Annotated in this window: 21 protein-coding genes; 16 read left to right on the top strand and 5 right to left on the bottom strand. The window is 39.6% G+C overall.

All coding sequences use genetic code 11. The features are described 5' to 3' along the window. Positions 1 to 110: 110 nt before the first annotated feature. The 14 genes from J8L71_RS07440 (at position 111) to J8L71_RS07375 (ending at position 12,249) form a co-directional block, all read left to right on the top strand. Entirely contained in the window at positions 111 to 2,903 is a 2,793-nt protein-coding gene (locus J8L71_RS07440) for a monovalent cation/H+ antiporter subunit A (RefSeq protein WP_210999975.1), read from the top strand. Continuing rightward, complete coding sequence (locus J8L71_RS07435) at positions 2,903 to 3,256, top strand: Na+/H+ antiporter subunit C (protein ID WP_210999974.1); 354 nt, start codon at positions 2,903 to 2,905, stop codon at positions 3,254 to 3,256. Before J8L71_RS07440 ends, J8L71_RS07435 begins: the two co-directional genes overlap by 1 nt. Next, on the top strand, positions 3,253 to 4,770 hold the full coding sequence (locus tag J8L71_RS07430) for a monovalent cation/H+ antiporter subunit D (protein ID WP_210999973.1): 1,518 nt from the start codon (positions 3,253 to 3,255) through the stop codon (positions 4,768 to 4,770). Before J8L71_RS07435 ends, J8L71_RS07430 begins: the two co-directional genes overlap by 4 nt. Next, positions 4,770 to 5,306 (top strand): Na+/H+ antiporter subunit E, encoded by a 537-nt coding sequence (locus J8L71_RS07425; RefSeq protein ID WP_210999972.1) that lies wholly within the window; start codon positions 4,770 to 4,772, stop codon positions 5,304 to 5,306. Before J8L71_RS07430 ends, J8L71_RS07425 begins: the two co-directional genes overlap by 1 nt. Then, positions 5,300 to 5,569: a K+/H+ antiporter subunit F gene (locus tag J8L71_RS07420; RefSeq protein WP_210999971.1), complete on the top strand. Its 270-nt coding sequence runs from the start codon at positions 5,300 to 5,302 to the stop codon at positions 5,567 to 5,569. Before J8L71_RS07425 ends, J8L71_RS07420 begins: the two co-directional genes overlap by 7 nt. 9 nt (positions 5,570 to 5,578) lie before the next feature. After that, a complete protein-coding gene (locus tag J8L71_RS07415) occupies positions 5,579 to 5,911 on the top strand; it encodes a Na+/H+ antiporter subunit G (protein ID WP_210999970.1) in 333 nt (110 codons plus the stop codon). A 305-nt stretch (positions 5,912 to 6,216) separates the two neighbouring features. Next, positions 6,217 to 6,657 carry a MerR family transcriptional regulator gene (locus J8L71_RS07410; protein WP_210999969.1) on the top strand — a complete coding sequence of 147 codons (441 nt, stop codon included), beginning with the start codon at positions 6,217 to 6,219 and terminating at the stop codon, positions 6,655 to 6,657. Continuing rightward, a complete protein-coding gene (locus J8L71_RS07405; RefSeq protein ID WP_210999968.1) occupies positions 6,650 to 8,893 on the top strand; it encodes a heavy metal translocating P-type ATPase in 2,244 nt (747 codons plus the stop codon). Before J8L71_RS07410 ends, J8L71_RS07405 begins: the two co-directional genes overlap by 8 nt. Before the next feature lie 10 nt (positions 8,894 to 8,903). Beyond that, positions 8,904 to 9,257: a cupredoxin domain-containing protein gene (locus tag J8L71_RS07400; protein ID WP_210999967.1), complete on the top strand. Its 354-nt coding sequence runs from the start codon at positions 8,904 to 8,906 to the stop codon at positions 9,255 to 9,257. A 96-nt stretch (positions 9,258 to 9,353) separates the two neighbouring features. Beyond that, complete coding sequence (locus tag J8L71_RS07395; RefSeq protein ID WP_210999966.1) at positions 9,354 to 9,569, top strand: TIGR02450 family Trp-rich protein; 216 nt, start codon at positions 9,354 to 9,356, stop codon at positions 9,567 to 9,569. A gap of 621 nt (positions 9,570 to 10,190) precedes the next feature. Beyond that, on the top strand, positions 10,191 to 10,403 hold the full coding sequence (locus tag J8L71_RS07390) for an EF-hand domain-containing protein (protein WP_058547421.1): 213 nt from the start codon (positions 10,191 to 10,193) through the stop codon (positions 10,401 to 10,403). A gap of 169 nt (positions 10,404 to 10,572) precedes the next feature. Continuing rightward, on the top strand, positions 10,573 to 10,773 hold the full coding sequence (locus J8L71_RS07385) for a calmodulin (RefSeq protein WP_210999965.1): 201 nt from the start codon (positions 10,573 to 10,575) through the stop codon (positions 10,771 to 10,773). 81 nt (positions 10,774 to 10,854) lie between these two features. After that, complete coding sequence (locus J8L71_RS07380; RefSeq protein ID WP_058547423.1) at positions 10,855 to 11,070, top strand: EF-hand domain-containing protein; 216 nt, start codon at positions 10,855 to 10,857, stop codon at positions 11,068 to 11,070. A gap of 231 nt (positions 11,071 to 11,301) precedes the next feature. After that, positions 11,302 to 12,249 carry an EAL-associated domain-containing protein gene (locus tag J8L71_RS07375; protein ID WP_138683528.1) on the top strand — a complete coding sequence of 316 codons (948 nt, stop codon included), beginning with the start codon at positions 11,302 to 11,304 and terminating at the stop codon, positions 12,247 to 12,249. A 43-nt stretch (positions 12,250 to 12,292) separates the two neighbouring features. Here J8L71_RS07375 and J8L71_RS07370 read toward each other — a convergent pair whose 3' ends face one another. Both J8L71_RS07370 and J8L71_RS07365 read right to left on the bottom strand, forming a co-directional pair. Beyond that, a complete protein-coding gene (locus J8L71_RS07370; protein WP_210999964.1) occupies positions 12,293 to 13,912 on the bottom strand; it encodes a M28 family metallopeptidase in 1,620 nt (539 codons plus the stop codon). A gap of 202 nt (positions 13,913 to 14,114) precedes the next feature. Next, positions 14,115 to 14,354 carry an RNA recognition motif containing protein gene (locus J8L71_RS07365; RefSeq protein WP_058547426.1) on the bottom strand — a complete coding sequence of 80 codons (240 nt, stop codon included), beginning with the start codon at positions 14,352 to 14,354 and terminating at the stop codon, positions 14,115 to 14,117. Positions 14,355 to 14,568: 214 nt separating this feature from the next. On the opposite strand from J8L71_RS07365, the gene J8L71_RS07360 reads away from it, so the two are divergent. Beyond that, positions 14,569 to 15,078 (top strand): VCBS domain-containing protein, encoded by a 510-nt coding sequence (locus J8L71_RS07360; RefSeq protein ID WP_348771790.1) that lies wholly within the window; start codon positions 14,569 to 14,571, stop codon positions 15,076 to 15,078. 59 nt (positions 15,079 to 15,137) lie between these two features. Continuing rightward, positions 15,138 to 15,284 carry a hypothetical protein gene (locus tag J8L71_RS18625; RefSeq protein ID WP_348771789.1) on the top strand — a complete coding sequence of 49 codons (147 nt, stop codon included), beginning with the start codon at positions 15,138 to 15,140 and terminating at the stop codon, positions 15,282 to 15,284. A gap of 85 nt (positions 15,285 to 15,369) precedes the next feature. Here J8L71_RS18625 and lipA read toward each other — a convergent pair whose 3' ends face one another. The 3 genes from lipA to ybeD are packed head-to-tail and all read right to left on the bottom strand — an operon-like array spanning position 15,370 to position 17,283. Beyond that, complete coding sequence (gene lipA / locus J8L71_RS07355; protein ID WP_058547427.1) at positions 15,370 to 16,335, bottom strand: lipoyl synthase; 966 nt, start codon at positions 16,333 to 16,335, stop codon at positions 15,370 to 15,372. Next, positions 16,332 to 16,985: a lipoyl(octanoyl) transferase LipB gene (lipB, locus tag J8L71_RS07350; RefSeq protein WP_104642286.1), complete on the bottom strand. Its 654-nt coding sequence runs from the start codon at positions 16,983 to 16,985 to the stop codon at positions 16,332 to 16,334. Before lipB ends, lipA begins: the two co-directional genes overlap by 4 nt. 19 nt (positions 16,986 to 17,004) lie before the next feature. After that, positions 17,005 to 17,283: a DUF493 family protein YbeD gene (gene ybeD, locus J8L71_RS07345; RefSeq protein WP_058547429.1), complete on the bottom strand. Its 279-nt coding sequence runs from the start codon at positions 17,281 to 17,283 to the stop codon at positions 17,005 to 17,007. Between the last annotated feature and the right edge of the window lie 179 nt (positions 17,284 to 17,462).

Genomic DNA, 17,462 nt, shown 5'->3' with positions numbered 1-17,462 from the left:
CAGTATAACTATAGTTATTAATGTCGTTTAAAAACAGGTAGTAAAAGCATCTTTAAGTCACCAAAAGAGGGATGCCCTGATAAACTTATGATAATAAAAGGCCCTACATTATGACTTTGCTCTGGATACCCTTGTTATCCTTAATTGGCAGTGTTATTTCTGCATGCACAGGTAAATTAACCCGAAATCAAAGCGCAGGCCTAACCGCGCTTGCTCCTTTGACTGCTTTGGGCATTACTTTATACCATGCACCTGCCGTTTTAGCCGGCGAAACTATCCGTTACTCCTTATCATGGATCCCCTCTATAGGGCTTGATTTATCACTTAGGCTGGATGGTCTTAGCTTATTATTTATGTTCATGATTTTAGGTATTGGGCTGCTGGTCATTTTATATACCCGCTACTACTTAAATGCAAACGATTCAATGCCTAAGCTTTACAGCTATTTAATGCTGTTTATGACCGCAATGCTTGGCATCGTTATGTCAAATAACGTTATTCAGCTTTGGCTATTTTGGGAATTAACCAGCATAAGCTCATTTTTGCTTATTAGCTTTTGGTGGCAAAAATCAGAAGCACGTAAAGGCGCGCGCATGGCGCTTGCTGTAACAGGTGCTGGCGGCCTAGCGCTACTGGGCGGCTTAATGCTAATAGGCGATATTGTTGGCAGTTATAATCTAGATACCATTTTGGCAAGCAAGGCTATAATTCAGTCCCACGATTTGTACGAAGTTGCCTTAGTATTAGTGTTACTTGGTGCTTTTACGAAGTCGGCTCAATTTCCATTTCATTTTTGGCTCCCTCATGCCATGGCAGCACCTACACCTGTTAGTGCATACCTTCACTCTGCAACGATGGTTAAAGCCGGTATATTTTTGTTAGCACGTTTTTATCCTGCTTTGTCGGGTACAGATACGTGGTTTCTTTTAGTTGGCTTAACCGGCTTAACTACACTATTAACCGGTGCATATATAGCGCTATTCAAACATGACTTAAAAGGTTTGCTGGCTTACTCAACAATTAGTCACTTAGGTTTAATCACGCTTTTATTAGGTTTAGATACTGAATTGGCAACCGTGGCGGCTATTCTTCATATTATTAACCACGCTACGTTCAAAGCATCGCTATTTATGGCAACGGGTATTATCGACCATGAGACAGGCACGCGTGATATGCGTAAGCTCAATGGAATGTGGCGATTTTTACCTTATACAGCGACACTTGCGATGGTTGCTGCGGCATCAATGGCTGGTGTGCCCTTGCTAAATGGTTTTTTATCTAAAGAAATGTTTTTTGCAGAAACACTTCATCAGCAAGTATTAGGCTCAATGTCGTGGTTAATACCTGTTTTAGCAACTATTGCCGGTGCTTTCTCGGTTGCTTACTCAGCACGCTTTATTCACGATGTATTTTTTAATGGCGACCCAATAGATTTACCACGTACACCTCATGAAGCGCCACGTTATATGCGTGTACCAATAGAGATTTTAGTTGTTATTTGTTTACTGGTTGGTATTTTCCCACACTTTATAGTGGGTGGTATTTTATCAGCAGCATCATCAGCGGTATTAGGCAAAGCGATGCCAGATTACGAAGTGGCTTTATGGCACGGATTTAACTTACCATTACTGATGAGTGCTATGGCCGTTGCCGGTGGTTTATTTATTTATATAAATCGAAAACACCTATTTCAGTTTCAAGCATCTTTACCGCCATTTAATGCTAAAAAGACGTTTGAACGTGCAGTGTTGTCTGTAATAGCATGGTGCCAATCAAAGGTAAATCACATTGAAAATGGTTCTTTACAGCGCTACTTAGTTATTATGCTAGGGGTTGTATTGTTGTGTGCCGGCTGGCCGCTATTTGAAATGCAAGCATTAGCTGGCACCATGGCGCGAACACCTGTGGATGTGCACAACGCTATTGGCGCTGGTTTATTAATAATAGGCGCTCTAGCCACGGTTATTTGGCATAGATCGCGCGTGGTTGCTTTATTAATGATCTCTATTGTAGGGCTGCTTGTATCTGTTGCATTTACTCGCTTTTCAGCACCTGACTTGGCGCTTACGCAATTAACTGTAGAGGTTGCAACGGTTATTTTACTTATGCTTGCCTTGTTCTTTTTACCGCAACATACACCTAAAGAATCAAGCTCGTTGCGGGTTTTACGTGACTTAGGCATTGCTTCGACGTTGGGTGTAGTGGTTGCAAGTATTTGTTATGCGCTACTCACTCGCCCACTTGAGTCTATTTCAGATTTCTTCATAGCGAATGCCAAAACCGGTGGTGGCGGTACCAATGTGGTAAACGTTATTTTGGTCGATTTTAGGGGCTTTGACACGCTTGGTGAAATAACCGTATTAGGTATTGCAGCGCTGGGAATATATAAAGTACTTTCACGAATTCCATTATTTATGCCTGCAAGTGATGGTGAAGGCCGCCCTTGGGCAAGAGAACGCCATCCTATTTTACTTGCGAGTATTTCGCACAGTTTATTGCCACTTGCTTTGCTTGTATCAGCTTACATTTTTTTGCGTGGTCATAATTTACCTGGCGGTGGCTTTATCGCAGGCTTGGTGACATCTATCGCCTTTATATTACAGTATATGGCACATGGCTCGGCGTGGATAAGTGAACGATTTGCTGTCAATTATCGCAAAATTATCGCATCAGGAATTGGTATTGCATTGTTCACTGGTGTAGGAAGTTGGTTTTTTGATAAACCATTTTTAACCACATGGTTTGATTATTTTGATATTCCATTTATTGGTAAGACAGAGCTTGCAAGTGCAATTGTATTTGATTTAGGTGTTTACCTCACAGTGGTAGGTGCAACATTAATGATTTTAGCAAGCCTTGGTAACATGACCGCTGATACCCAGAAAAAAGAGGTAAATATTTAATGGAATTATTGTACGCGTCATGCGTTGGAGTATTAGTCAGCTGCGGTATTTTCTTACTGCTAAGAGCTCGCACATTCCCTGTAGTGCTGGGTCTTACTATGATTTCATACGCTGTTAATTTATTTTTGTTTTCTGCCGGGCGTTTAACAATTAATAAAGCAGTCGTACTTGGTACGGGCACTGAATATGCCGATCCATTACCTCAAGCCTTAGTACTTACAGCGATTGTTATTGGTTTTGCGATGACAGCGTTTGTGGTTATTTTGGCTATACGTGGTAGAGCCGATTTAGGCAGTGACCATGTAGATGGGCATGTTATCAAAAGTACAACAGATAATAAGGAGCAAAAATGATTCAGCATTTAGCTTCTTTACCAATTTTACTGCCAATGCTTGCTGCGGTAATTCTGCTTTTACCACCGTGCGGTAAAAGCTTACAAATTCGTCGTATTGCTTCATCCATTATGGCAATCATTACTTTTATAACCAGTGTACTGCTTTTACTACATGTTTATGATTCGGGTATCAATGTCTACGCAATAGGTAACTGGTCTGCACCTTTTGGTATTGTGCTTGTTGCCGATATGCTGTCTACATTGTTAGTTACATTGACATCGTTACTTGGCTTAGGTGTTGTTTTATATGGCTGTGCGGGTGATGACGCAAAAGGTAACTTTTTTCATCCTTTAGTCCACTTTTTAATACTTGGCGTAAACGGTGCCTTTTTAACAGGGGATTTGTTTAACGTATTTGTATTTTTTGAAGTACTACTTATCGCATCATATTCATTGCTCATGCATGCTGGTGATAAGCAAAACACCCGCGCCGCACTTCAGTACGTAATATTAAACCTGGTAGGCTCCAGTGTATTTTTAATCGGTTTGGGCATTTTATACGGCGTGCTAGGTACATTAAATATTGCCGATATGGCACAAAAAGTGTCGCTGCTTACAGGCGACGATGTGTATTTAGCAAAGGCCGGTGGCTTATTATTGTTGGTGGTATTTGCGCTTAAAGGTGCGCTTTTACCGCTGCATTTATGGTTGCCAAATACGTATGCGAGCGCAAAACCAGTAGTTGCTGCACTATTTGCAATTATGACCAAAGTGGGTGTTTACGCCATGTTGCGTGTGTACACGGTTATTTTTGGCGAGCAGGCAGGAGAGCTTGAGCACATGGCTCAGTCTTGGCTTTGGGGCTTAGCTATTGCAACAATCATAGTTGGTGCAATTGGTGTGTTAGCGGCGCAAGACCTACGTAAGCTAACGGCTAATTTAGTTGTGGTATCAGTGGGGACGTTAGTGGCGTTAATAGCTCTGCAAAATGTAACGGCGACTGCCGCATTATTATATTACTTAGTACATTCTACACTTGTTTGTGCTGCTTTGTTTTTATTGGCAGATTTAATTGCTACTCAAAGAGGTAAAGTGGGTGACCGTTTAGTCGCAGGCCGCGCTGTTAAACAGCCTTACTTACTGGGTGCTTGTTTTATTATGGCAGCTCTTACCGTTGTAGGTATGCCACCTCTTTCAGGTTTTGTAGGTAAAATATGGATTCTCAAAGCAACATTAAATAGCGAGCAAGCCTTGTTGTTTTGGCCTGTATATTTAATTACCAGTTTTGTATTATTAATTGCACTATCGCGAGCGGGTACAAGTTTGTTTTGGGAGCAAAAAGATAAAAAGAGTGACAACAGTGATGATGAAAATGCACACCCACTTCAGGTTGTTGTTATTGTAGGATTATTGGCTTGTTCGCCTTTGTTGGTAATATTTGGTGGCCCAATGAGCGATTATATGCACGATGCAGCGGTCCAATTGCATGATATAAGTGGCGGTATTAGCGCGGTTATTAGAGGAGGTAAGTAATGAGATTACAAGCCCGTTATCGTTGGTTACCTACACCATTTCGTAGCTTATTTTTATTTTTAATATGGCTACTGCTAAATAATAGTGTTTCACCGGGGCATTTAGTTTTAGCAACTTTTTTTGCGATATTTATACCACTACTTAGTTTTTCTTTGCGAGATCCGCAGCCATTAATATTAAAGCCTGGGTTAGCATTAAAGCAGTTGCTTATTGTGTTGTACGATATTGTTGTTGCTAATTTGCAAGTTGCGCTATTAATTATTGGCCCCGCTAAAAAATTGCGACCCGCTTTTGTAAAAGTGCCTATTGATTTAACTCACGATATGCCAATTACAATACTTGCAAGCTGTGTGTCGTTAACGCCTGGTACGGTTAGTGCTGAGGTGTATCCTATACCTGAATCACTTAGCGAAGGTGAAGAACCATCACAACGTTACCTGCTAATACATGTGCTCGACTTAAAAGATGAAGAGGCACTTATCAAATTAATTAAACAACGCTATGAAGCTCCATTAAAGGAGATATTTCAATGTTAGAAATTGTATTACTCATTGTTTTTTCAATGATAGGCATATCGCTATTACTTAATTTATGGCGACTTATTATTGGCCCATCTGTACCGGATAGAGTGTTAGCACTTGATACAATGTATATAAACGTTATTGCGTTGATTATTTTATATAGTATTAGCATGGGGACAGGTCTTTACTTCGAAGCTGCATTATTAATAGCAATGCTTGGGTTTATTAGTACGGTTGCAGTATGTAAGTATTTACTGCGCGGCGACATAATTGAATAAGGTATTATAATGATAAGCGAATGGGTGGTATCGATATTACTTTTATTTGGCGGCGCTTTTATTTTAATAGGCTCGATGGGCTTAATAAAGCTGCCTGATTTTTTTATGCGTTTACATGGTCCAACAAAAGCTACAACGCTAGGTATGGCGAGTATATTAATTGCAGCAATGGTGTTTTTTGCTAACTCTAAAACAGGATTGAGTGTTAAAGAAATACTGATCACTATATTTTTATTAATAACAGCGCCCATCAGTGGTTATATGTTAATTAAATCCGCTATTCATCATAAATTAAAAGCTAAAGAAGGAACTAAAGGGCTTGATAATATAGAAGATGATTAAGCATGTTGATGTAGCTAAAAAGCCGAATAATTTATTTATTCGGCTTTTTTGTTCAATTTGTGAGTATTATTTCGTGCTTTTAGGGCGTAACTGCGTGTACCGAGCATAAAAATTATGCAAAACCTAACAAGAAAATTCATAAATATTTCAATTTTTTATCTAGTCGCTGCACTTAATGTGTTTGTATTTATTTTACTCAATCAGCCTCAGTAAATTTAAATTATGTTTAACTAAAGTAATGTATTGACCTGTGTGTAACACCTAGGTTTATAGTGGTAGGTATTGAAATACGTTGGAGCTAAATTATGTATGTAAAACAATTAGCCAAGCAAATGGATGTAACCCCTGATACGGTGCGTCACTACACCCGTTTGGGCCTTTTAAACCCAATACGTAGTGAAAGCAATGGGTACCAGCAATATACCAAGGCAGATAAACAACGTTTGCAATTTATAATAAGCGCCCGCCAATTGGGGTTTTCTTTAAAAGATGTGCAACACATTATTAGTGAATCAGAGCAAGGTAATTGCCCATGCCCACTTACGCGTAAGATTATAGCTAAGCGTTTAGAAGAAACAGAAGCGCTGTTTCAAGAAACGCTCAAGTTACGTACGCGCATGCAATCTGCATTAAAACAATGGGATGTATCTGCCGATGGCGCTGTTTCAAGTGATGTATGTAGTTTAATAGAGACATTTGTCGATCCTATTCCAAATCTTGTAACAACAGAGGTGTGTGATGAGTAACAGCAAAAACACCGAACTAAACTTTATAATTGAAGGTGCCAATTGTGGCAGCTGCGTTGCCAAAATAGAAAAAGCCCTAAAAAGCGTACAAGGTGCAAATAATGTTGAAATGAACTTTGCAGAGCGCACAGTACGAGTAGAGGGAAGCGCTGGGCAAAGCGCACTGATAAAAGCGGTTGAAAACATAGGCTATGGCGCAAAACCTATGAGTAATAAGTCTGATCAAGACGCCCTTGACGAAAAAGCAAAGTCGGATGATGCGCACTATAAAAAGCTCATGCGAAATATGATGCTTGCCTTAGGTGTAGGTGTACCTTTAATGGTTTATGGCCTTATTTTTGATATGAGCGTATCAACAACAACGCAGCGTATTGCATGGTTTGTTGTAGGCATTATTACCCTTGTGGTAATGGCGGTATCGGGAAAGCAGTTTTATAAAGGTGCCTGGCAGGCATTTAAAAACCATGCGGCAAATATGGATACGTTAATAGCACTCGGTACAGGCACCGCATGGTTATATTCAATGTTTGTGGTAATTGCACCTAGTTTATTACCTGAGGTAGCACGGCACGTATATTTTGAAGCATCGTCGATGATCATCGGTTTAATTAGTTTAGGCCTTGCCTTTGAAGTAAAAGCTCGAGGGCGCACCTCACAAGCGATTAAGCGCTTAATTGGTCTGCAAGCTAAAACTGCGCGTGTTGTACGCGAGGGGCAAGAGCAAGATATTGATATAAACGATGTGCAAAAAAACGATCACGTACGCGTACGTCCTGGCGAAAAAATACCGGTAGATGGCAATGTACTTGAAGGTAGTAGTCGTGTTGACGAGTCTATGCTGACAGGTGAGCCTATGCCTATAAGCAAACAAGCCGATGATAAAGTTGTTGCTGGTAGCATAAATAAAGGTGGCACTTTATTATTTGAAGCCACGCATGTTGGCCACGAAACCACCCTTGCCAATATTATTAATATGGTAAAACGGGCACAAAACTCAAAGCCTTCAATAGGGCGCTTAGCCGATGTTATTTCGGGTATTTTTGTACCCACAGTGATGATTATTGCCATACTGGCTGCGCTCGCATGGCTAAACTTTGGCCCAGAGCCTTCAATTGCTTATGCAGTGGTCGCGCTTACCACTGTGCTTATAATTGCGTGCCCGTGTGCGCTTGGTTTAGCAACGCCTATGTCGGTAATGGTAGGCGTTGGTAAAGCGGCTGAGTCGGGTATTTTGATTCGTAATGGCGAGTCTCTGCAAACCACCTCTAAAATAACCACCATGATTTTAGATAAAACCGGCACTATCACGCAAGGTGCCCCACAAGTAACAGATGTTGTTACGTTCAATAGTGCAGATGAAAACAACGTTATGCAGCTAGTTGCAAGCCTAGAGAGTAGCTCTGAGCACCCTCTGGCAGAGGCTATTATGCAGCATGCTAAAAAACAAAACATAACCTTGAGTAAAGCGACTGATTTTGACGCCATTACCGGTAAAGGTGTAAGCGGTAAGGTGAATGGGCAAATTTTGTTATTTGGTAATAAAGCGCTTATGGATAAATACGAGATTGCTGTTGATGAGGCTACTGAGCAAGCGCACAGGTTTGCAAAAGAGGCTAAAACACCCATGTACTTTGCTTGTGATAACCAGCTAACAGCGTTAATTGCGGTGGCGGATCCGATAAAAGAAGACTCTGCTGAGGCAATAAAACGACTACAACATAAAGGTATTCACCTTGTCATGCTAACAGGGGATAACAAAGCGACAGCACAAGCGGTTGCCAAAAAAGTAGGAATAGATGATTTCATAGCTGAAGTTTTGCCACAGGACAAAGTAAACGAAGTGAGTAAACGACAGCAACAAGGCGAGATTGTTGGTATGACTGGCGATGGTATTAACGATGCACCTGCGCTTGCTAAGGCGGATGTAGGCTTTGCAATTGGTACTGGCACCGATGTAGCTATAGAAAGTGCCGATATAACGTTAATGCGAGGCTCACTCCATGGCCTAGCTGATGCAATAGCGATAAGCAGTGCAACTATTGGTAACATTAAGCAAAACCTGTTCGGTGCTTTTATATATAACGTAGCGGGTATTCCTATTGCGGCAGGCGTGCTTTATCCATTTTTTGGCTTGTTATTAAACCCTGTGGTAGCGGGAGCCGCTATGGCGCTTTCATCGTTAACGGTGGTTACTAACGCTAATCGCTTACGCTTTTTTAAGCCTAATAAATCTTAGGGAGTAAATTATGTTGATGATTAATATACTCGGCGCCATTTTAATAGCTGCTATTATTTACTGGTTTTGGTTATATAAACCAAAGCAAATTCAAACTGATGACAATGCAGTCACCATAGTAGTAGATAACGGCGTGTACCAGCCTGGCAATATAAAAGTTGCGGCAAATAAACAAGTAGCGCTTACTTTTAATAGAAAAGACAGCGCGCCGTGCGCTGAAACTGTTGTATTTCCAGCGCTTGATATAAGCAAAAGCTTGGCAATGGGAGATGATAATAAAATCACCTTACCTGCACTTAAGGCTGGCGAATACGACTTTCATTGCCAAATGCAAATGTATAAAGGTAAGTTGATTGCTGAGTAACTTAAGCCTAGCTAAGTAATATAAATACGGCCTAGCTATTTGTTGAGCTAAACATTGGGTTAGGCCGTATAACTAAAAAAACGATTATTTAAAGTTATGAATAAATTAAACCCTAAAAAACTACTCAATAGTAAATGGACCGCAACACCAGCCATCAATAAAGAAAAACACTTTATTATTGTCGAAGTTGAATACGACGAAGATGCTAATGTAATTGCGTGCGTTACTGAGTCGGTATTTTCTAAAAACCAATACCCAATTAGTTGGCGCGATTTAAAAGACGCTCAAAAGTGGTGCCAAGGCTGGAAATAGCTTCCATGCATTCAACTTTTACATTTTTTGTATAAGCAAAGCCACTGAGTAAAGGCTTTTACCGGTGGTACTGCATTTAAACTCCCTCCAAAAAACATAATGTTAAAGAGGATTTAATAGGTCTTAGGCTTTGCAAATTTCTCTTTTAAATACAGCGCCCATAATAAAATTCGCCATTTGGCAACAAAACCATGTTTTTCTAAATATTTTTTAAAATCACGATAAAATATTTTTAAATTATTTTAAAACTCATTTATTTCAAAGGCTTAAATTTTTTAGCTTTGTGCTTTAAACCCTGTTTATTTTTCTGTTCATATTAAGTTTATTCTCATAACCATCAAATTATTGGTTTTAGTTTGTAATTAGCTTTTGTGTGTCTTTTTTATTAATTATAACTTATTGATTAAATTGATATATTTATAACCATACTGACTGCTGTTGCTAAAAAGCAACAAAATTACTCCCATCATAATGCTTTGCCGATACATTTTAAGCTTAACTATATGTTTTTAAATAAAAAATAAAACATGGCATCGAAGTTGTTATACCTAAGATGTAATTAGCAAAACGTGATGAAAGCCTCAGGCCTTAATCGCAACAACCCAATGAAGGAATACGATTATGAAAACATTTCAGTCAACATTAGTACTAATGGCTTTAGCTTCTTCATCAGCGGCTTTTGCAGCAACAGATTTTGATACGTTAGACACAGATGGTAATGGCGCAGTTAGCCTAGCCGAAGCATCAGTAGATGCAGAACTTTTAGGCCAATTTGAAGAACTTGATACAAACCAAGACGGTGAGTTATCACAAGATGAGTTTTCAAAGGCATAAGTTAAAACCAGCTAATGCTCTATGATGTGATCTAAATTCTGAGTTGCCAAAGACAACCTAAATAGGCAAGGGAGCCTATTAAAAAGAATAACCAGGAAGTGAATAGTGACCAACATAGAGCAAATTTTTAGAGCTATTTAGATTTTGCATGTAATTGAAGGATTTAATTATGACAAAGCTGCAATCAGCCCTCGTTCTTTTAACACTGGTTTCATCATCAGTGGTATTTGCAAATACAGATTTTAAAACTCTCGATGCACACGAGCAGGCTTTACAATCTCAAGACGAAGTGCAAACAAAGCAATTGATGGAACAACTAAATATGCAAAGTCATGATGGCCTAACTGAAAACGATTTTTTTGAATATTAATTTATACAAAATCGACTCCTAAAGGATCTTCGAAAAGGACTTCTTACCCATTAATCAGGCTTAACGCCTAAGGAAATGATTATGAAAACACTACATAAAACGCTAGCTCTTGCGGCACTTGTTTCTTCTTCAGCGGCCTTTGCTGCGGTAGATTTTAGCTCTTTTGATGCTGATGGCGATGGTGTTATTAGCAAAACAGAAGCAAAAGTTAATTCTCAACTAGTGCAGTTATTTGATCAATTAGACGCAGATGGAAATGGCGAGTTATCTAAAGAAGAGTTTTCAAAGGTTCAATAATTAGCCTATATTAAGCGCATTAAAAACCTAACCGGTCATACTCACAAAGCAGCTAAGTAATTAATACTAAGCTGCTTTTTTGTGCGTGAAAGAAGAATTTAAGCTGATTTGTCACCAAAGGAGTGCAACCTTTAGCTTATTTAAAATATAAGTTATTGAATATGTTTGCTTTTAATACTTGGTTTTAAACTTGCTTAGCTACTTACAGAGTTAATCTATGAGTGTAAAAATATGGCGCGAATGAGTTATATAAGTAGTGTAGAGCGCTACCACGAGTATGAGCATGTAATACATAGCTTGCTCGAATCAATTTTAATGAGTATTGAAGATGGCTTAACTAAAGAGCGAGATACTCGTTATCTTGTAAAGCAGTATCCATTTTTAGAATTACAATATTGCTTAAATGAACAAGGCTTGCAGCAAGGCAATAATGTATGTTTTAAACGCGCGTATGCAAAAAAATTAGGCACAAGCGGGAATCAACAAGATTTAAGTGAGCGGCCCTACTTCTTGCAATCAAAAGCGAATGATGCTGTGTGCTTTACCGACCCTTACATTTCGATTGCAACGCATCATTTATGTATATCGGCAATTAAAGAGCTTAAAAAACCTATTAATAATCAACACTATTTAGTGGTTGATGTAAGTTTAACGCAGCTTATAGAGTTTATTATGGGGGATACTGCACGCGCTAATATGTCACCTTACTTTAAAGCAGGGTACGGTGTTATTGTGGCATGCTTATTTGGCCTTGTGTTATTTTTGCTAAACATTGTTTTTAGCGATATATATGCATTATTAACTCATGTAGACACATCATCAGATCCCTTAGAGCCCTTTAGTATCATTATTTATATCACGCTTGCGTTAGCAGTATTTGATTTAGGTAAAACGATACTTGAAGAAGAAATTTTAATGCACAAGGATATTTTTAGGCATTCATCAACACGGCGCACCATTACCCGGTTTATCTCTACTGTGTTAATCGCTATATCCATTGAAGCGCTATTGACTATGTTTAAGGCAGCGCTAGGGCAGGCTGAATATTTAATGCCAGCTATTGCAATGATGTTAGCAGTGGTAGGGCTTTTAATTGCATTAGCTATTTATGTTTACTTAGGGGCTAAGGCCGAAACTTTATTAATGCGAGCGCGCTTAAAGCAAAAATCCTCCAAATAGGAGGATTTTTATTATATAAAACTCAAACTGCTAAGCTTGGTTACTATGGCTTATCTTGTGCGCGTTTTGCTTTAAAGTCTGAGTCACTAGTCCATTTTGGCCAATCGCCATTGTTGGCAAGCTCTGAGGCTATATCGACAATAAGCTCTATATCTTGCTTTACGCCACCTAAAGACCATTTTGGCGAGTAATCGTCGGCTTCTTTATGGTATTTATGCGCAATGTAATCGGGGTCGGTATCGCCAAGGCTCATAAACAATAAACTAGGAACGCCTTGCTTAGAAAGCGAGAAATGATCAGATCTAAAAAACAAGCCATTTTGCGGGCGAGGATCCATTTTAACAGCGCGACCTTGCGCTTTAGCGGCTTTTGCTAAATAGCTTTCCATTGTTGATAAGTCTTTGCCGTACTGCAAAATATAATCAGTACCATCGAGTACGTTCATACCATCAATGTTTAATAGCCCTACCATTTGCTTGGTCGGTACAACCGCACCCGAGGCAAATTCTTGCGAGCCAATAAGCCCGGTTTCTTCTGCGGTAAAGTTGGCAAAAATAATTGAGCGTTTAAACGGTGTTTGCTGGTGGATTTGATTCATAATGCGTGCAATTTCAAGTGTTGCAGCTGTGCCAGAAGCGTTATCTACCGCACCATTATAAATTTTAGGGCCGCTATCGGTTTGTTTAGTGCCAAAATGGTCCCAGTGGGCGCTAATAACAACGTATTCATTAGGTGCTTCGCTACCCGTAATTTGCGCAACTACATTATGTGATTTGGCATGCGATACTTCGTTTTTAAACGAAAGATTCGCTTTTAAATTAAGTGGTGTGGCTTTAAAGTCATTATTTAGAGCGCTTTGTTTTAAATCTTGATAGTTAAGTTTTGCAGCATTAAAAATTTGCTCAGTAGAATTAAGAGTTAGCCACCCCATAACAGGTAATTTAGAGGCGTTTAAATTGTCATCCATTAAGGTATATTTAGTACCTGTGTTTGAACTTTCAACTACGCCCCAAGGGTAGGCGGCAGGGGCTGTTTCATGGACAATAAATACCGCCTTGGCACCTTGGCGTGCGGCTTCTTCGTATTTGTAAGTCCAGCGACCGTAGTAGGTCATAGCGTTACCCGTAAATAGCGCATCATTTTGAGTAGCAAATCCAGGGTCGTTCACCAATACGATAACTGTTTTACCCTCAACATCAATGTTTTCGTAATCGTTCCAGTTGTATTCAGGTGCATTAATACCATAGCCCACAAATACAATATCAGAGCTTCGCACATCTATCACTGGCTGTAGCTGCTCGGTACGTGCGGTAAAGTCTTTACCCGCAACAAAGCTTAAATCAGCCACATTTAACTGCATATTTTGATCAGCCGTCACCATCGCCATTTTTACCGGCTGTAAGTATTTGCCTTTATAAGCACCTGTTAAACCAAGCGCTTTATATTGCTCGCTTAAGTAACCTACTGTTTTTACTTCACCTTGAGTAAGCGGGCCGCGACCTTGAAAGTCGTCAGAGGCTAACGTTTTAATATGCTGTTTAACGTTATTTAGGCTCACGCCAGAGGGTGTTTCTAGAGGAGAGTGTTCGTTAGCAGGCTCTGAGCAGCCAAAGAGTGCAACTAGCAAGCTTAGGCTAGCGCTTTTTAAAAGTGTAGAGGCCATAGTCTTCATTTTATTTTTTAAAATAGGCTTTTAATATAAATGAATAGCAGTTGTGATGTCGAACTTTAATGTGTTTACTTCAATAAGATAGATGTGGCAAGCCAGCGCAGGTTTAACTTTATGGTCTCAAGCTCAAAACCTTAATGGAAAAAATAAAAAACCAGCAAATAGCTGGTTTTAATCATATATAGCAAGCAGCTAATTACTCATCTGCGTATTTTACGCGGATTTTACTTTTATCAACGCTTAGTTGATTGAGTGCTTTAATAGCGCTTTTGCTTTCTATGTCGTTTGGCATTTCTACAAAGGCAAAGCCTTTTGACTGGCCAGTCTCTTTATCAAGTACTAAGTTACAAGTAGTCACTTTACCGTGAGCTGCAAACAACGTACGAAGTTCTTGCTCGGTAGTAGCGCGAGACAAGTTACGAACTAATAATTTCATATTTAACCTAAATAATGGGTTCAGTAATGATTATCTCAAGTAACTTAGCTTTAGCCTAATTTTATTTTTACCCTCTCATTTAAAGCTGCTTTTATATAGTAGTTAAGCCTAAAAGTATAAAGCCCTATTGGTAATAAAGATTTAGTTATTAAAACAAATAATTGGTAAGTTACACGCTAATTTATTTACATTTAATTAACTCGGGTTGTGCTTTATGTCAAAATTTGGCTTACGTGTTATAACTATTTTTTCTGTTTGTTTTATAGGTTTTTTAGTTGTAGGTTGCGGCAGCTCAGGATCAAACAGTCAGCCTGTAAATGCATTGGTAGCAGCGCAGAGCGCCGTAGTAATTAGCGCTCAAACAGTTGTAAATATTGAAAGCAATCGAGAAATTGCAATTACAGGTGAGCTATTTATAACAGATGCACAAACCGATAAAGTAACTGTAACATCGGCTGATGACACGACAGCTAAAGTGTCTATAACAATTATAGGAGTTGCACGCTCTGACGATTTTTTAGTAAACAAAGAGACAAAGCTGAATGCTGATGGTATCAATACAGGGCTAAGTGCTTATACGTTAATAGAAAATGCTTTTAGTGAAGGTTCGATTGAATCACCCGACATGTATAGCGGGAATCATCAAGATGTTGAGCATATTATTGATGAATGGGTAGCGGTATTTGTTCAAGCTACTTTTAGCGAAGAGGGCAGTTTGATATGACCCTAAGCCGCTTAAGTGACAACGAAGAGCTATTTAATATAAGCGAGTAAAACATAGATATGTGGCGTGGTTTCAGCGATGATGACTTTGCTCGCCCTAAGTGGGGAATTTATCGCTCCATAGTAGAAACCGGTAGCCTTCGGGGTGATGAAGAGCAGGTACGATTTACTGATTTTGTGATTAAAAAAGGCGTTTTAACAAAGTAGCCGAAAGAATGGATGAAGAATACCTATAAAAAAGCCCTTAACAATTTAATTGCTAAGGGCTTTTTTATTACGCGTTAAAAAGTAATTATTTTACTTCTTTACCAGCGGCTTGTTGGTCAGCATGATAGCTTGAACGAACAAACGGGCCAGAGGCTGCATGAGTAAAGCCAATTTCATCGGCATACTCTTTTAAGCCATCAAACTCTGCTGGTGGCACGTAACGTTTAACTGGTAAGTGATGCTTAGAAGGCTGTAAGTATTGGCCAACAGTAAGCATATCTACGTTATGCGCACGTAAATCACGAAGTACTTCTTCTATCTCGCTAATTTCTTCACCTAGACCAACCATTAAGCCAGATTTAGTTTTAACTTCTGGGTGAGCTTCTTTAAAGCGACGAAGTAATTCTAATGACCATTTGTAATCAGCACCTGGGCGCGCAAGTTTGTATAAACGTGGTGCTGTTTCTAAGTTGTGGTTAAACACATCAGGTGGCGTCTCGATTAGTATCTCTAGTGCGCGGTCCATACGGCCACGAAAATCAGGTACTAAAATTTCGATAGTGATAGTTGGATTATGTTTACGAATTTCGCGAATACAATCGGCAAAATGCTGTGCGCCGCCATCACGTAAATCATCACGGTCAACCGAGGTAATTACTACGTAGCTAAGCTTCATGTCTTTAATTGTTAGTGCAAGCTTTTCAGGCTCTGCTGCATCAGGTTTTAATGGACGACCATGAGCAACATCACAAAATGGGCAACGACGAGTACAAATAGCACCTAAAATCATAAAGGTTGCTGTACCGTGGTTAAAACACTCTGATAGGTTAGGGCACGACGCCTCTTCACATACTGAGTGCAAGCCGTGCTTACGCATTGCTTGTTTAATACCGTCTATACGCTCTGTTGATTTTGGTAAGCGAATTTTAAGCCACTCAGGCTTGCGCAACATTTCAGTTTTTTCTGTTGGTAAAACTTTAACGGGGATCAACGCCATTTTTTCTGCGTCGCGTAGTTTTACACCTGGTTCCATTTTGACTGGTTTATTCATTCGTTTTCAAACCCTTCAGTATGCTTAACCTGTGTTGCATTAAGCTTCTTTATCATGTGTTTTACCAGTCCTTCACCTGCGCTTTGTAGGTTTTGAGGACCATTCAATTCTTTCGTTTGCACCATATTCATGCCAGCATAACCACATGGGTTTATGCGTAAAAACGGGCTTAGGTCCATGTTAACATTTAATGCTAAACCATGAAACGAGCAGCCACGGCGAACTCTTAAACCTAATGATGCAATTTTGCTGTCGTTAACGTAAACACCAGGCGCGTCGGCTTTTGCATATGCATCAATACCGTACTCAGCGAGAGATTCAATAATGCACTCTTCAAGCCAGGTAACAAGTTCACGTACACCAATTTTTAAACGACGTAGATTAAATAATACGTACATCATTTGTTGGCCTGGGCCGTGATAAGTTACTTGGCCGCCGCGATCAACTTTAATCACTTCAATGTCGCCTGGGGCGAGCAAGTGCTCGTCTTTACCGGCTTGGCCTTGGGTAAAAACACTGTCGTGTTCAACAAGCCAAATTTCGTCTGGCGAGTTGTCATCACGGGTATCAGTATAAGCCTGCATTTTTTGCCAAATTGGCATATAACGCTGACGCCCAAGCTGGCGAACTATTAAGGTGTTTTCGTTCACAACAAATCTCAACTATGGCTTAAAGCATGTGACGTACGTCATCGATATTGCTGATCACGTTGTAAATTTCTTCAATGTGCTTACCGCTTGTAACCGTAGCCACTAGCGTAACAGATTCATAATTACCTTTGCTGCTAGGTTTTACTTTTGGTGCGTAATCACCCGGAGCAATAGGTTGTAATTTAGTTAGAATTTGATCTGTTAGATTAACGTTCGCTAAACCCATAATTTTAAATGTGAATGGGCAAGGGTACTCTAGGTACTCATCAAATTTAGTATCTTTAACAGGTTGAACCACGACGGTGACTCCTCATACAAAAGTGTGGACTCTATGCAAAGCTCGAGGCTTAATACAGATAGGCAATTAGCAGTGTTGCATATATGGGGCGCATTCTAGCATTTTTCAAGCAAAAAAAAACGCCTCATAACAGAGGCGCTTTGTTTAACAACCCAACAACTGTGGGTTTATTTTTACGT

The sequence above is a fragment of the Pseudoalteromonas sp. MMG007 genome (assembly GCF_018100985.1).
GTDB lineage: Bacteria > Pseudomonadota > Gammaproteobacteria > Enterobacterales > Alteromonadaceae > Pseudoalteromonas.
This window is presented reverse-complemented; position numbering and strand designations above follow the sequence as displayed.

Bases quoted from the DNA above. Each gene is read 5' to 3' on its own strand.
- J8L71_RS07425 (WP_210999972.1), top strand. From the start codon at position 4,770: ATGAGATTACAAGCCCGTTATCGTTGGTTACCTACACCATTTCGTAGC.
- lipA (WP_058547427.1), bottom strand. From the start codon at position 16,335: ATGAATAAACCAGTCAAAATGGAACCAGGTGTAAAACTACGCGACGCA.
- J8L71_RS07365 (WP_058547426.1), bottom strand. From the start codon at position 14,354: ATGAAATTATTAGTTCGTAACTTGTCTCGCGCTACTACCGAGCAAGAA.
- J8L71_RS07390 (WP_058547421.1), top strand. From the start codon at position 10,191: ATGAAAACATTTCAGTCAACATTAGTACTAATGGCTTTAGCTTCTTCA.
- J8L71_RS07370 (WP_210999964.1), bottom strand. From the start codon at position 13,912: ATGGCCTCTACACTTTTAAAAAGCGCTAGCCTAAGCTTGCTAGTTGCA.
- J8L71_RS07430 (WP_210999973.1), top strand. From the start codon at position 3,253: ATGATTCAGCATTTAGCTTCTTTACCAATTTTACTGCCAATGCTTGCT.
- J8L71_RS18625 (WP_348771789.1), top strand. From the start codon at position 15,138: ATGTGGCGTGGTTTCAGCGATGATGACTTTGCTCGCCCTAAGTGGGGA.
- J8L71_RS07415 (WP_210999970.1), top strand. From the start codon at position 5,579: ATGATAAGCGAATGGGTGGTATCGATATTACTTTTATTTGGCGGCGCT.
- J8L71_RS07360 (WP_348771790.1), top strand. From the start codon at position 14,569: ATGTCAAAATTTGGCTTACGTGTTATAACTATTTTTTCTGTTTGTTTT.
- J8L71_RS07435 (WP_210999974.1), top strand. From the start codon at position 2,903: ATGGAATTATTGTACGCGTCATGCGTTGGAGTATTAGTCAGCTGCGGT.
- J8L71_RS07405 (WP_210999968.1), top strand. From the start codon at position 6,650: ATGAGTAACAGCAAAAACACCGAACTAAACTTTATAATTGAAGGTGCC.
- J8L71_RS07380 (WP_058547423.1), top strand. From the start codon at position 10,855: ATGAAAACACTACATAAAACGCTAGCTCTTGCGGCACTTGTTTCTTCT.
- J8L71_RS07410 (WP_210999969.1), top strand. From the start codon at position 6,217: ATGTATGTAAAACAATTAGCCAAGCAAATGGATGTAACCCCTGATACG.
- J8L71_RS07375 (WP_138683528.1), top strand. From the start codon at position 11,302: ATGGCGCGAATGAGTTATATAAGTAGTGTAGAGCGCTACCACGAGTAT.
- J8L71_RS07395 (WP_210999966.1), top strand. From the start codon at position 9,354: ATGAATAAATTAAACCCTAAAAAACTACTCAATAGTAAATGGACCGCA.
- J8L71_RS07385 (WP_210999965.1), top strand. From the start codon at position 10,573: ATGACAAAGCTGCAATCAGCCCTCGTTCTTTTAACACTGGTTTCATCA.
- J8L71_RS07420 (WP_210999971.1), top strand. From the start codon at position 5,300: ATGTTAGAAATTGTATTACTCATTGTTTTTTCAATGATAGGCATATCG.
- J8L71_RS07400 (WP_210999967.1), top strand. From the start codon at position 8,904: ATGTTGATGATTAATATACTCGGCGCCATTTTAATAGCTGCTATTATT.
- J8L71_RS07440 (WP_210999975.1), top strand. From the start codon at position 111: ATGACTTTGCTCTGGATACCCTTGTTATCCTTAATTGGCAGTGTTATT.